Origin of the sequence: Pseudomyxococcus flavus (assembly GCF_050038885.1) — a bacterium.
GTDB classification, from domain to species: domain Bacteria; phylum Myxococcota; class Myxococcia; order Myxococcales; family Myxococcaceae; genus Myxococcus; species Myxococcus flavus.
In genome coordinates, this window is record NZ_CP143624.1 from 4,515,000 (window position 1) to 4,529,367 (window position 14,368).

A 14,368-nucleotide genomic window follows, 5' to 3' on the forward strand; every position below is an offset into this window, starting at 1 on the left:
AGGTCATCATGCGCGAGCCCCTCATCAGCGAGCGGGAGCAACGTTCCGTGGCGGAGACGCTGCTCGGCTGGCCGCTGCCCGAGCGGCCCGAGGCCATCCCCTCCGTGGCGTGGCTGGTGGAGCGACTGCGCTCCAGCAAGGTGGACTGGGGGCTCTTGAAGAAGCTGGTGCGCTTTGACGCGGCGGGCTACTCGCGGCGCACGCTCGCCCGGACGCCCGCGTGTGAGCTGCTGCTCGTCTCCTGGCTTCCTGGCCAGGCCTCGGGCGTGCACGACCATGGGGGCTCTGGAGGTGCGTCCTGGCTGGTGGAGGGGACGCTGCGGGAGACGCGCTATGCCTGGGCCGGAGACAGGCTGACGCCCGAGCGCATCGTGGGCGCGAGCGAGGGGGATGTCCTCGTCGAGCTCCCGGAGACCATCCACCGCATCGACAACGCGTCTCGCCACGGCGCGGTGTCGCTCCACCTCTATGCGCCGCCGATGGCGGGCATGACGCGGTATGAGTCGCGGCTGGCGCCGGACGCGCTCAGGCCGCCGCGTCCGCCTGCTGCGAGCGCGGCGTCTGGACGAAGGCGCCGGCCACGGGCAACGTGACGCGGAAGATGCTGCCCCGCTCCGGCGCGCTCTCCACCGTCAGCGTGCCGCCCAGCGACGTGACGATGCCATGGCACACCGCCAGTCCCAGGCCGGTGCCCACGCCCAGGGGCTTGGTGGTGAAGAAGGGGTCGAAGATGCGCTCGCGGTGCTCCGGAGAGATTCCGCAGCCGGTGTCCCGCACCTCCACCGCCACCCGGCCGGCCTTGGCCTCGCGGGCGATGACGTGGACCTCGTTCTTCTCCACCTCGCCGGGGACGATGGACTGCGCCGCGTTGAGCAGCAGGTTGAGGAACACCTGGCCCAGCCGCGCGCCATTGCCCTGGACGGGCGGCATGCCCTCGCACTCCACCACCAGCCGGGCGCGGTGCCGCAGCTCGTGCATGGCCATCTTCGCCGCCGTGCGCACCACCGAGGCCAGGTCCGACGGGCCCGTGCCCACGTCCTCCGCGCGCGACAGCGTCTGCAGGTCGCGGACGATGAGCCGGATGCGCTCGGCGCCGTCGCGCGTCTCGGCCAGGGCCTCCAGCACCTCCTGCCGCTCCTGCTCGGGCAGGTGCTCCTTCTGCTGGAGCTCCTGGTGGATGTACTCGAGGTTGCTGAGGATGAAGGCCAGCGGGTTGTTGATTTCGTGGCCCACGCCCGCGGCGATGCGGCCCAGCGCGATCAGCCGATCCGCGAACAGGAGCTGGGCCTGCGTGGCGCGCAGCTGCTCCAGGCTGCGCGACAGCTTGATGTTGGCCGCCTCCAGCGCCGCGGTGCGCTCGCGGACCGTCTCCTCCAGCCGCTCGGCCTCGCTGGCGGGAAGCCGGTGCGCGCGAGGGCGCATGCCTCCCCGCGTGGGGGCCTGGAGCCTGTCGAAGGCGCGCCGCAGCGTTCCCCGCCGCTGCGCGACCGCCGACATCAACTTCACCCTCGCTCGCAGTGTCATCGCGTCCGGCTCCAGCGGTGTGGTGTGTGCTCGTGGAAGGCCCCCGAGCCGCGACAGACCCGGCTAGTCAACACCGGCACGGTGGTACGGGGCAAGGTACGGAAGGGCGGTGCCAGCGTATGCCGCGGGACAGAGACGGTGTGCTCCGCCTGGGCACCTTCGCTTCAATTGGGGCAGGTGCCGCAGTCCGCCAGGCAGCTGTCCGACGAGGCGCCCGTGCCGCAGCGCTCGGTGAACTGACAGATGCCGTCGCCGCAGCGGTGGATGTCACGTGGCTGGATGCGTGTCGTGAGGGGGCGGTACGCCCGTCCGTTGTACGTGCACGATTCGTAATAGGGCGTTTCTTCACCGCCGACAGGAGGCTCCTTGCCCGTATCCGCGCCGGTGGGAAAGGTGGCCTCGGTGGCCCGCTGGCAGAGCGACTGGCAGGTGCCTGCATGGATGATGGGCAGGCAGTCCGCGCTGTTGGGGTTGGCGGACAGGGCGCAGGCGCGCACGGTGCTCTCGTCCATGTTCAGGTAGCCGCGGTCCGTGGCGGCGAAGACGCCGGTGCCGTCGAAGAGGTTGCCGAAGAAGCACGCCTCCTTCTCGCTGTACGTGGTCAGCTCCTGGTCCGTGTACGAGAGGGTCGCGCCACGCGCGTTCCGTCCCAGCACGGAGATGGGGACGGCAATCCCGTACTTGTTGGCGTGGGCCGTGAGGCAGGCGGAGACGACCTCCTGCTCCTCCTGCGTCGCCGGCGAGCCCATGGCCCAGTTGTGGGCCAGCCCCAGGCCGCCGTACCAGACGTATTCCACTCCTGTCACAGGGTTGGTGTACTTGTGCTTCTGGTTCGCCTTCGCCGCGCACTTGATGATGTATCGCATCAGCTCGTCGGCGCGCTCGGGGTCCTCGTTGAACCAGGTGGAGAATCCATTCGTGGACAGGCCATTGGTTGACAAGCCATTGGTGGAGAGCCCGTTTGTCGACAGACCATTGGTCGACAAGCCATTGGTGGAGAGGCCATTGGCGGAGAACGCCGCCGCGCGGGCCACCGCGGGGGTCCACTCCTCTCGGGTGAGCTCCTGTGGGCCACATGCGCCGCTTCCGATACCCAGCACCAGGCTCAGCACTCCCCCTGCGACCCGTGGCGGGTGCAGGTGTTTCAGGCCGCGATGGATGGCTTTTCCAATCGAACAGGCTGGCACGGTGCGCATGGCTTTCCCCCGTTACGGGACACAGGCAAGCCCGCATCCCTGAAGCCATCAGTTCCAGCACGCATGGACAAAAATGCTGTCGCTGATGGTGAGGCCAGTGTGACGGCATTCACGGCCCGGGAAAATGTAGCCAAGCGCGAATGTTTGAGTGCAGGTCCGCCTGGAGACACCTGATGTGTGTCATGCCAGACGGCGCGCGGGACGCCTGCCATCCAGGTGATAACAGATACGTGTTATCCGCTAGCTAATCGCTCTCATCGAACTCCAGCGCCAGCGACGCTGCGGGGGTGAGGGCGAAGCCATCCGGCGAGCGCAGGCGCCAGGTGGCCACGTCGGTGACGGGGCCGCCCACGACCTCGGACTCCTGCGCGTCTCCGCGCGTCTCCGCCTGGCCCAGGTGGATGCAGAGGTGGACGCGGGCATTCACCGGGTCCGCCAGCTTCTGGGCCATCACCTGGAGCAGCCGCAGGGTGCGCTCCGCCTCGCGCAGGTACTCGGTGCGCTCGGCGCTGGGCGTGCCGTTCTCCAGCGGGTGCACGGCCAACAGCGAGGTGCCGGACTGGAGCGCCAGGAGGAAGCCGCCGCCGCGCAGGCCCTGCTCGAGCCCGTCCAGCACGTCCGCGAGCACGGCGTAGACGGCGTCGTCGTCCTGGGCGGAGGCGGCGAGCACCACCTCGGCATGAACGGCGAGCGCCAGTCGCGTGCGGCGTGCGGGCTGCACGGGCTCCTCGGCGGCCTCGCTGAGCGCGGCGAGGAAGGCCGTCACGCTGCTGAAGCGGCGGCCGCCGTCCTTCTCCAGGCAGCGCAGCACCACCGCGTCCACGGCGGGCGACACGGCGGCGATGGCGCTCGGGCGCGGCGGAGGCGCTTCCAGGTGCAGCCGCTCCAGCTCCATCCGGTCCTCGCACTGGAAGGGGTAGCGGCCGGTGACGAGCTGGTGCAGCAGCACGCCCAGCGCGTAGATGTCCGTGTGCGGGCCAATGGGGCCGCCGCGGAACTGCTCGGGCGCCATGGCGTGCGCGGTGCCCAGCCGCTGGCCGGCGATGGTAAGGCCCTCCTGTGCGGGCTCGGCGTGCAGCAGCTTGGCGATGCCGAAGTCCAGGAGCTTCACCCGGGGCCGCTCGCCTTCCTCCACGACGAGGATGTTGCTGGCCTTCAGGTCGCGGTGCACGACGCCGGCCCGGTGCGCCGCCTCCAGCGCGCCGCAGACGGGCTCCAGGTAGGCGAGCGCGCGCGACGAGGACAGCCGGCCCCGCTCCTGCACCACCTGGCTCAGCGTACGGCCGGTGAGCAGCTCCATGACGTAGTAGGGGCTGCCGTCGGGCATCAGCCCGAAGTCATACACGTCCACGATGTTGGGGTGGCGTATCTGGTTCACCACCCGCGCCTCGCGCACGAAGCGCTTGAGCATCTCCCCCTGGTCCGCCAGGTGCGGATGGAGGACCTTCACCGCGGCCCGGCGGCCCAGGATCCGGTGCTCGGCTTCGTACACGCTGCCGTGTCCGCCCGAGGCCAGGAGCGCCGTGAGGACGTATTCGCCCGCGAGCGTGCCGGGGCCTCGCTGCGCGCGGGAGGGGTCGCTGGGCTCTCGCTCGGACGCATGCAGGTCCGCTCGGGCCTGGATGCGAAAGGTGCTCTCGGAGTCCGCCGCCATGGGGTGTCTGATCCTTACACCTTTCACCCGCCAGTCTGCCCGCATGCGCGGCTGAATTCCCGCCGCGCCGCGGCATGGAGGTGCGGGCGTTGACCACCCGTCAGCGGTGCCAGGGGGGAGCACACCGGATGTTCGCTGTCGGAAGGTCGGCTGCCCTGGAGTCGGGGGGGATTGGACGGGAGGGGTCCGGCACTGATGGATTCAGGGGGCGTGACGCTTCGCACGGAGAGCGGGGATGGTGGGATGTACGGGTTCGGGCAGGCGTCGGGGGGCTGCTACATGACGACGTTGGACGACCTCACGACGTGCGCGGGCCTTGCCGTGGCTCCGCCGCCGTCCTCCACCGGAGCTTGTCTCATCCTCATCAGCACCACCACACCCGCGGCCATTGGGAAGGCCTACCGCCTGGACCAGGGGGAGCACGTCATCGGCCGCGGCTCCGACGTCACGCTGCGCATCGACGACCACGGGGTGTCGCGCAAGCACGCGCGCATCGTCCGCACCAGCGACGGCGCCTGCCACGTCACGGACCTGGGCTCCACCAACGGCACGCTGCTCAACGGCGTGCCCGTCAGCACCGCCGAGCTGATGGAGGGGGACCGGCTGCAGATTGGCACCGTCACCGTGTTCCGCTTCTCCAAGCGCGAGGTGCTGGAGCAGCGCGAGGAGCAGCTGCGCCAGGCGCTGTCCGCCGCGCGCGTGGGCATCTGGGACTGGAACGCGCAGAGCGGGCGGGTGACGTGGAGCGAGCAGGTGGACCGGCTCCTGGGGCTGCCCGTGGGCAAGCTGTCGGGCCGCGCCATGGAGCTGTCGGAGGTGGTCCACCCGGCGGACCTGCCCCGCGTGAGCGAGGTGCTGGGCGCCGCGCTGGAGAAGAAGACGCAGGTGGACGTGGAGTACCGCATCGAGCCGCAGGGCAGCGGGTGGCGCTGGATTTCCTGCAAGGGCGACGTGCTGTGTGACGCCTCGGGCGCGCCGGCGCGGGTGACGGGCACGGTGATGGACATCACCGCGCGCAAGCTGGCGGAGCAGGAACTGCACCGCCAGTCCCTCATCTTCGAGAGCATCTACGACGGTGTGGTGATCACCGACCTGGCCGGCGGCATCATCGACTGGAACTCCAGCGCCGAGCGGATGTTCGGGCGGCAGAAGTCGGAGGCCTTGGGCCAGACGCTCTTCAGCGTGCTGCACCCGGACGAGCCCGACCGGCTCACCAGCCAGATTCTCACCGCGCTGGACAAGCAGGGGCGCTGGTCCGGCGAGCTGGAGTTCAAGCGCCGCGACGGCAACACCTGCTGGTGCGAGTCCGTCGTCGTCCCCCTGCGGGACAGCGAGGGGCGCGCCATCGCCAACATCATGGTCCACCGCGACACCACGGAGCGCAAGCAGCTCCAGGCGCACCTCGTGGTGGCGGACCGGCTCGCCTCCGTGGGCACCCTGGGCGCGGGCGTGGCGCACGAAATCAACAACCCGCTGGCCTACATGCTCGTCAACCTGCACCTCATCCGCGAGGGGCTGGAGCGCCTGGAGAGCCAGGCCCCCGCGGCGCCCGTCGCGTCGCTGCAGCAGCTGGTGCGCGAGACGGCCGAGGGCGCCGAGCGCATCGCCACCATCGTCCGGGACTTGAAGGTCTTCGCGCGCGGCGAGCAGGAGGCGCGGCTGATGCCGGTGGACGTGCGCCGGGCGGTGGAGCTGGCGTGCAAGATGGCGGACAACGTCATCCGCCACCGGGCGCGGCTGGTGACGGAGTTCGAGCCGGTGGCGCCGGTGGAGGCCAGCGAGTCCCGGCTGTGCCAGGTGTTCCTCAACCTGCTGCTCAACGCGGCCCAGGCCATTCCGGAGGAGGGCACGCCGGGCGTGGAGCACGAGATTCGCGTGGTCATCCGCGCCGGAGAGAAGGACCGGGTGGTGGTGGAGGTCCGCGACACCGGCATGGGCATGGCGCCCGAGGTGCTGGGCCGCATCTTCGACCCGTTCTTCACCACCAAGCCGGTGGGCGTGGGCACGGGGCTGGGGCTGTCCATCTGCCACGGCATCATCGAGTCCATGGGCGGCTCCATCCAGGCGGAGAGCGAGCCCGGCCGCGGCAGCACGTTCCGCGTGGTGCTGTGCGCCGCCACGCGCGAGCTGGAGGTGCTGCCGCGCCTGGCCGCGGCGATGCAGGCCAATGCGCGGGCCCGCATCCTGGTGGTGGATGACGAGCCCAACGTGACGCTGGCCCTGCAGCGCTCGCTGGCGGCGGACCACGAGGTGGCCACCGCGAACAGCGCCCAGGCCGCGCTCCGGCTGGTGAACGACGGCGGCCGATTCGACCTCATCCTCTGCGATGTGATGATGCCCGGGATGACGGGCATGGACCTGTACCACGAGCTGGGCCGCTGCGCCCCGGAGCAAGCCGGACGGATGGTGTTCATGACAGGTGGAGCCTTCACGCCGCGCACGGTGTCGTTCCTCCGCGACGTGCCCAATGCCAAGATTTCCAAGCCGCTCGACCTGACGCAGCTTCGCGAGCTCGTGGGCCGCTCCGCCGAGGCGGGACGATGACGCCTTCGGTGAGCGGGCGCTCACAGCCGGATGGCCACGCCGCGGACGTCGCGCCCGCCCTGACGCGGGTGAAGGAGCAGGCCGCGCCCCTGGAGCTGACAGCGCGCGCGCTGGGCATGGGCCTGTTGATTGGCGGGCTGCTGGCCGTCACCAACGTCTACATGGGGCTGAAGACGGGCTGGTGGGAGAGCGGCTCCGTCACCGCCGCGGTGCTGGGCTTCAGCGCGCTGGCCACGGTGTCCCGGCGGCGGGGCGCGGCCTACTCGCCCCTGGAGAACAACCTCACCCAGACGGCCGCGGCGTCCGTGGGGGCCATGCCCGCCGCGGCGGGCCTGCTGGGCGCGCTGCCCGCGCTGACGCTGCTGGGGGCGGCCGTGCCGGGCTGGGGCGTGGCGGTGTGGAGCGTGGCGCTGGGTGTGCTGGGCGTGCTCGCCGCGCACCTGCTGCGGCGCCGGCTGGTGGTCCAGGAGGCCCTGCCGTTCCCCACGGGCATCGCCACCGCGGAGCTGATTACCGCCATGCACGCCTCCAGCGGCGCCGAGGTCCGCGCCGGGCGTGGGCGGCTGCTGGCGGGCGCGGGCGCGGTGGCGGTGGCCATCACGGCCGCGCGTGACGCGCTCAAGTGGCTGCCGGGGATGACGGCGCTGCCAGGGACGCTGGGCGGCGTGCCCGCCGCCTCGCTGACGTGGGGCGTGGGCTGGAGCCCCATGCTGCTGGCCATCGGGATGATGACGGGGCCGCGCCTGGGGCTGAGCATGCTCGCGGGCGCGGCGGTGGCGTGGGGTGTGCTGGCGCCGTGGCTGACGGGCGGGGGGCTGCTGTCGGACCCCGGCTACGAGGCGCTCTCCACCTGGCTCACCTGGCCGGGCGTGGGGCTGCTGGTGGGCTCGGCCATGGCGTCGCTGCTGGCGCAGGCGCGCGACTTCCTGCGGGCGGCCCGAGACCTGGGCAGCCTGCGGCAAGGCGAGGCGATGCCGTCATGGGCGCTGGGGGCCGGGCTTGCCGCGTGCGTGCTGGCGGTGGCGCTGGGCGCGACGCTGTTCGGCCTGAGCGTGCCGTACATGTTGCTGGCGCTGGTGCTGGTGCTGCCGTTGTGCGCGGTGTGCGCGCGCGGCGCGGGCCAGGTGGACGTGTCGCCGGTGACGCAGATGGGGCAGGTGACGCAGGTCATCTTCGGTGGGCTGCTGCCGGGGGCCATGGCGCCCAACGTCGCGGCGGGCGCGGTGGTGTCCGGTGCCGCGGCGCAGACGGGCGTCAGCATGTGGTCGCTCAAGGCGGGACACCTGCTGGGGGCCTCGCCGCGCCGGCTGCTCGCCGCGCAGCTCGTGGGCGTGCTCGCGGGCTCGGTGGTGGGCGTGCCGGTGTACCTGCTGCTGACCCGCATTCATGGGCTGGGCTCGGAGGCGCTGCCCGCGCCCTTCGCGCACCAGTTCCGTGCGGTGGCGGAGGTGGCGGTGCGCGGGCTGGACGGGCTGCCGCCCCACGCGGCGCTGGCGGCGTGCGTGGCCGCGGGCGTGGGCGCGCTCCTGACGCTGGCGTCCCGAGGGCGCGCGGCGCGCTGGCTGCCGCTGCCGGTGGCGCTGGGCATCGGCTTCATCCTGCCGGCGTACTACGCGGTGACGCTCTGCGTGGGCGCCCTGGGGCTGGCGGTGGCGCGCTGGCGCTGGCCCGCGGCGGCGGAGCGGAATGTGTCCACGCTGGCGGCGGGCGCCATCGCGGGCGAGTCCCTGGCGGGCGTGCTCATCGCCGCGCTGCTGGCGCTGGGGCTCGCGTAGCGGGGACTGGCTCACGCGCTTCGCGTGTGCACACCGGCGGCGGGGCTCACGTCCCAGGCAGCGGCTCGTGCACCTTCGCCAGCGAGCGACGGATGCGGCCCTCCATGAGGTTGGGGACGTGGCGCGCGCGCTCCAGGGCCTCGCGGAGCACCCGCGCCGCCTCTTCCCGGTCGCCGCGGCGCAGCGCCGCCAGTCCCATCATCTCCAGGACCTCCAGCGGCTCCTGCTCCACCGACACCTGCGCGGAGCGCTCGCGCAGGGCCCACCACGCTTCTGGCGAGGCGTCGCGCGTGGCCAGCTCCACCATGGAGAAGAGGACCTCCTCCGACGGGCTCAGCTCCACGCCCGGAGGCCCCTCCGCCATCACCTGTCGCACCTGGGCCAGCACCTCGCGCGCGCGGGCATGCCGGCCCGTCCAGGCCAGGGTCCTCGCCTGGAGGAGCAGGGCCCACGGACGGGACGCCACCTCCGGGTGCCGGCGCTCCAGCGCGATGGCGCGCGTGATGTGCGGCGTCGCGGCCTCCGCGTCGCCCGCCTGGTAGTGCAGCTCGCCGAGGTTGTGCTCGGCGAAGTACTCCCAGCCCACCATGCCCAGCTCGCGGCCCAGGTGCATGAAGCGCTCCTGGTCCTTCAGCGCGCGCGTCAGCTCCTTGCGCGCCACCCACAGGTTGCGGCGGTTGTTGATGGCGCTGCCCAGGTGGAAGTGGTCACCGCGCTCGGTGCACGCGGTGATGACCTCGTTGAGCACGTGCTCCGTCTCGTCGATGTCGCCCAGGTTGGGGAGGATGACGGCCAGCAGGAGCTGCGCCACCACCTGCGTCTCGTAGCCCGCGTCGCCCAGGCGGCGGGCGCGCTCGGCGGCGGCCTCCAGGGGCATGCGCGCCTCCTGCCACTCTCCCTTGCGGAACTGGGCGCGGCCCAGCGCCAGCAGCAGCCGGGCCTGCACGTAGGGTGACGCCACCGTGGCCGCCAATTGCTGGGCCTCCAGCGCCATGGCCTCGCTGCGCGTGTAGTCGTTCACCCAGTCCAGCGCCATGGCCTCGTCCAGCAGCAGCTCCACCTCCGTGCGCGTGTGGCCCAGCCGCCGCGCGCGCTCGCGGGCCGCCGCGAAGTCCGCGAGCGAGTCGTCGTACCGGCCAATGCGGATGCGCATGAGGCCCCGGCCGCGCAGCGCGGTGAGGCAGCGAAGCTCGTCCGTGGGCTCCAGCAGCTCCAGCGCGCGCGTGTACATGGCCTCGGCGTCGAGGAAGGCGTGGCGGCCCCGGGCCGACTCGGCCAGGTCGATGGTGAGCGCGGCGGCCTCGTCCCGGCGCCCCGCGGCGGCCGCGTGCAGGGCCAGGCGGGGAAGGCGCTGGCGCTCGCCGGCCCCCGCCACGCTGAGGAAGTAGCGGTAGGCGGCGTGGTGGATGCGCTCGCGCTCGGCGGCGGGCAGGGTGGAGGCCACCGCTTCACGCAGCAGCTCGTTGCGGAAGCTCAGCCCGTCGTTGCGGTGGGACACCAGCAGGCCGGAGTCCAGGAGCCGCCGGGTGGCGTGCCCCGCGTCCAGGGGGAAGCCGCCCGCGGCGCCGTCGCGCTCGAGCTCGCGCACCACGCCCTCCGCGGTGGCCGCGGTGAAGTCCGTGCCCAGCAGCGCGCACAGCCGCGCGTGCGCGGCCAGCGACGGGGGCAGCGCGCCCAGCTCGCGCTCGGCCAGCCACTCCACCAGCCGCAGCTCGGGCACCTTCTCCAGCCCGTCGGTGACGAGGTACCAGCTCCCACCCGGCGCGCGCTGGCGCACCAGGCCCTGGCGCTTGAGGCCGCGCACCAGCTCCACCAGGTACAGGGGCACGTGCTGGGCGCGCTCGACGATGCGCTCCACCGCCTGCGCGGGGACGTTCTCCACCGGCTTGAGCAGCAGGCGGCACAGCGACTGGGCCTGGTCGGCCGGCAGCACGGGCAAAGACAGCGTGGCCTGCTTCGCGGCGCGCGTGCCCCAGGTGGGGCGGCTCTTCTCGAAGCCCGGGCGCGCCAGCACGCACACCCACAGCGGGACGCTGGCCTCGGCGAGGCAGGCGTACTCCAGCGCGTCCAGCGCCGTCTCCTCCGCGAAGTGCGCGTCGTCCAGGACGAGGCACAGCGGACGCTCGCGGGCGTTGGCGGCCAGCAGCTCGCCCGCGGCGCGCATGGCCAGCGAGCGCAGCGCGCCGGGCGCGGCGGCCCAGCTCTGGAGCTCCGGCCCACCGGGCGCGTACCAGCCCAGCGTGGCGGCCACGCCGGGCCACAGCTCGGTGCCCAGCGTGGGGCCCAGCCGCTGGAGGATGGCGGCGCGCGTCTGCTGCTCGGTGTCCGTGTCGTCGCGCTCGAAGGCGTTGAGCGCGCAGCGCAGCAGCGTGCGCAGGGTGCCGTCCGGGTCGCCCTGCACCGGCTCCCGCGAGCGCGTGCTGTACACCCGCGCGTGCGGCAGCAGCAGCTGGAGGCGGCGGGCGAGCGTGGCGGCCAGGTGGCTCTTGCCGTGGCCGCGCTCGCTCAGCACGGTGACGATGGTGGGCGCGGCCTCGCCCACCGCGGAGCGGGCGCTCTCCAGCAGCTCCGCCAGCTCGGCCTCGCGGCCCACCAGCACCTCGCTGCCCAGCTGGAGGACGGTGATGTCCGGGCGGGGCGCGGCGCCGGGGGGCGCGGGGCGAAGGAGGCCGCGCAGCTCCGGGACCTCCATGCACGGCACCTCGGGCACGGCCTCGGCGGCCGCGGGGGACATGAGGAGCCCCTGGGCCACCGGCCCGGTGGGGTAGCGGTCCTCCCGCGACAGGATGGCGCCCAGGTAGCGCGGCTCGCCGGTAGGGCGGCGCTGCACGGTGACGGCGGACACGTCCACGAGCCCGCCGGGCACGAGGCCCCGCTCCGTCAGCCCCTCCGCGGCGCGCATGGCGCGGCGCACGGGGTTCTCTCCCGCCTCCGGGTCGAAGACGGCGGCGACGCGCTGGGCGTCGGAGAAGGCCATGTGGCCGCCGTAGGAGGCCAGGGCCTTCTGGAGCGACACGAGGTTGGCGCGCGAGGTGAGGAACAGGATGGCGACGGAGCGTCGCATCTGCGCGGGGCGCGGCTCGCCCGGCGCGGTGGGCCGTGGCGTCGCGGGCGCGGTGGCGCGGTGGGCATGCTCGAAGGCCTCGCGCAGCGCGCTGGCCAGGACGGCGGCGTTCTCCGGACGGCGGGCGGGCTCCTTCGCCAGGCAGCGCAGGACGACCTCTTCCAGGGCGGGCGGCACCGGCGCGAACTCGGAAGGGGGCGGAGGCCGCAGCGCCAGGTGGGCCTGGAGCACCTCCGGCGTCGCGCCGAAGAAGGGCGGCCGGCCGGTGAGCATCTCGTAGAGGAGGACGCCCAGCGCGTACACGTCCGTGCGCGTGGACACGTCCGCGTTGCCGGCGCACTGCTCGGGGGCCATGTACTCTGCGGTGCCGGCGAAGCCGGACGCGTCACTGGGCGTGGTGGCCTCATGGGGCAGGGCGGTGCTCTCCGCGGTGGTGCCTCGCACCAGGCCGAAGTCGAAGACGCGCACGCGGCCCGTCGCCTCGTCGAGGAAGAGGTGCTCGGGCTTGAGGTCGCAATGGGCAAGCCCGTGCGCATGGACCTGCGCCACGGTGTCCACCACCGCCAGCGCGCGCGGCGCCAGCTCCTCGGGCGGCAGCGGGCCGGCGACGCGCGCCAGCCGGTCGGCCAGGGTGGGCAGCGGCACGTACTCCATGGCCAGGAAGCGCGCGCCCCCCGCCAGGGCCCCCGTCTCGTAGAGCGCGGGCACCGTCGGCGGGCCGAGCAGGCGCAGCGCCTCGGACTCGCGGGCCAGCTGCGCGCGGCCCAGCCAGTTGCTCCCGCGCGCCACCTTGATGGCCACGCGCTGGCCGTCCGCCTCGCGCGATGCGCCCAGCAGCACCCCGAAGCCCCCTCGCGCGAAGACGCCGTCCACCCGGTACCCGGGGACCGAGGGCACGGGGGACGGCGAGGGGCTTCCCGCCGGAGCGGGTGGTCCTGGCGGGCACGGCGCGTGAGAGCCTTCCCACCGCCGTCCGCATGTCTGGCATCGCGGCACGGACGGAGACTCTACGCCAGGTGTGCGCCGGTTTCAGGACCCCCGGGGTCGTCTACGTACTAGCCCGGAGGCCCGGGGTTCCCCGGCAACCCCGCTCAGCGCTCCGGGACTTCCACGGCGCGCAGCAGCGTGCTGTCCGAGCCCGGCATGCGCACGCGGAGCAGCAGCGCCGCGCCCGGCTTCGCGGAGGTGAGGGCCTGGACGGCCTCGGAGGCGGTGCCGATTTTCTGGTCGCCCACCTGGACCAGCACCATGCCCGGCACCAGGCCTCCCCGCTCGGCGGGGCTGCCCGGCTCCACGGCCACCACCTGCGCGCCGCCATCGCGCGTGTCCGACAGCTGCACGCCCAGGCGCCTCGGCGCGGAGGCGGAGGCGTTGCGCGGAAGCACCTCCTCCTCGCCGTTGAGGGCGGGCCGCGTGCCCAGCGTGACGTTCACCGTCTGCGCCTTGCCGCCTCGCAGCACGTCCACCTTCACGCGGCTGTCCGGCTTGAGCAGGGCCACGGCGCGGGTGAGGCTGCCCGCGGAGTCCACCGGCCTGCCGTCCACGGCGGTGATGACGTCCTCCTCGCGCAGGCCGGCGCGCTCGCCCGGGCTGTTTCGGTTGACGCCCGCCACCACCGCGCCCTTCATCGCCTCCAGGCCCAGCGCCCGCGCCAGGTCCGGGGTGAGGTCCTGCACGGCGACGCCCAGCCAGCCGCGGCGCACCACGCCCGTCTCCTTGAGCTGCGGCAGCAGCGCCTGGATGAGCTTGCTGGGCACCGCGAAGCCAATGCCCGTGGCCCCGCCGACGATGGCGGTGTTCATGCCCACCACCTCGCCCTTCATGTTGAAGAGCGGTCCGCCGGAGTTGCCGGGGTTGATGGCGGCGTCCGTCTGGAGGAAGTCGTCATAGGGGCCCGCCTGGATGTCGCGGGCACGCGCCGACAGGATGCCCGCGCTCACGCTGGAGGCCAGGCCGAAGGGGTTGCCAATGGCCATGACGGCGTCACCCACGCGCAGCGCGTCCGAGTCGCCCAGCGGCACCGAGGGCAGGTTGCCCGGCGCGTCCTTCAGCTTCAGCAGCGCCACGTCGGTGAGCGGATCCCTGCCCATGACTTCCGCGTCGAAGGAGCGGCCGTCATCCAGCTTCACGCGGACCAAGTCCGCGTCCTCCACCACGTGGTTGTTGGTGAGGACGATGCCGCTGGGTTCGATGATGAAGCCGGAGCCCGCGCCCTGGCGCACCGGGCCACCGCCCTCGCCGCCGAACCCGGGCGGCAGCCCGAAGCGCTCCGCCCAGCCGGGCGGCAGCCGATGCATGGCGGTCGCCCGGCGGGGCTTCGAGCGCACCTCCACGTTGACCACCGCGCCCTTCACCGCCTCCACCAGCGGCGCCAGTGAGGTGATGCCGCCCTGGCTTCCGCCCACGGCGGGGTTGAAGAGCGTCTTCTGGATGGGCAGCGGCGCCTGGGCCGTGGCGGTCGCCGCGACGGTGGGCGCGGGCGACTGCGCCGCGGACGCGGAGCCAATGGCCTGGCCACAGGCGCCAAGCGTGGCGGCGGGAAGAAGGACCAGTGCACTGAGGAACCGGCGAGAGGGGAGCGAGCAGGCCATCGTTCGTTCTCCGAGTGAGA

8 protein-coding genes are annotated in these 14,368 nt (G+C 73.1%); 3 read left to right on the forward strand and 5 right to left on the reverse strand.

Annotated elements, in window-relative coordinates:
* Positions 1-8 precede the first annotated feature (8 nt).
* Positions 9-593 (forward strand): cysteine dioxygenase, encoded by a 585-nt coding sequence (locus VZL07_RS18995; RefSeq protein WP_426757001.1) that lies wholly within the window; start codon positions 9-11, stop codon positions 591-593.
* Here the strand turns inward: VZL07_RS18995 and VZL07_RS19000 are convergent.
* From VZL07_RS19000 to VZL07_RS19010, 3 genes are all read right to left on the reverse strand, one after another.
* Positions 526-1,524 (reverse strand): sensor histidine kinase, encoded by a 999-nt coding sequence (locus VZL07_RS19000; RefSeq protein ID WP_426757002.1) that lies wholly within the window; start codon positions 1,522-1,524, stop codon positions 526-528. The genes VZL07_RS18995 and VZL07_RS19000 overlap by 68 nt on opposite strands.
* Positions 1,525-1,688: 164 nt before the next feature.
* Positions 1,689-2,720, reverse strand: coding sequence for a hypothetical protein (locus VZL07_RS19005; RefSeq protein ID WP_426757004.1), 1,032 nt, complete (start codon positions 2,718-2,720; stop codon positions 1,689-1,691).
* A gap of 244 nt (positions 2,721-2,964) precedes the next feature.
* Positions 2,965-4,374 (reverse strand): serine/threonine-protein kinase, encoded by a 1,410-nt coding sequence (locus tag VZL07_RS19010; protein WP_426757005.1) that lies wholly within the window; start codon positions 4,372-4,374, stop codon positions 2,965-2,967.
* A 243-nt stretch (positions 4,375-4,617) separates the two neighbouring features.
* Between VZL07_RS19010 and VZL07_RS19015 the strand changes: the two genes are divergently transcribed.
* Together VZL07_RS19015 and VZL07_RS19020 are read left to right on the forward strand one after the other, a co-directional pair.
* Positions 4,618-6,918 (forward strand): PAS domain S-box protein, encoded by a 2,301-nt coding sequence (locus tag VZL07_RS19015; protein ID WP_426757326.1) that lies wholly within the window; start codon positions 4,618-4,620, stop codon positions 6,916-6,918.
* Complete coding sequence (locus VZL07_RS19020; RefSeq protein ID WP_426757006.1) at positions 6,915-8,693, forward strand: OPT/YSL family transporter; 1,779 nt, start codon at positions 6,915-6,917, stop codon at positions 8,691-8,693. The genes VZL07_RS19015 and VZL07_RS19020 overlap by 4 nt, the downstream gene beginning before the upstream one ends.
* A gap of 46 nt (positions 8,694-8,739) precedes the next feature.
* On the opposite strand, the gene VZL07_RS19025 is transcribed toward VZL07_RS19020, so the two are convergent.
* The gene (locus VZL07_RS19025) at positions 8,740-12,753 is read right to left on the reverse strand and encodes a serine/threonine-protein kinase PknK (RefSeq protein WP_426757007.1); all 4,014 of its coding nucleotides are present in this window, start codon (positions 12,751-12,753) and stop codon (positions 8,740-8,742) included.
* A gap of 95 nt (positions 12,754-12,848) precedes the next feature.
* Positions 12,849-14,348, reverse strand: coding sequence for a Do family serine endopeptidase (locus VZL07_RS19030; RefSeq protein ID WP_426757008.1), 1,500 nt, complete (start codon positions 14,346-14,348; stop codon positions 12,849-12,851).
* Between the last annotated feature and the right edge of the window lie 20 nt (positions 14,349-14,368).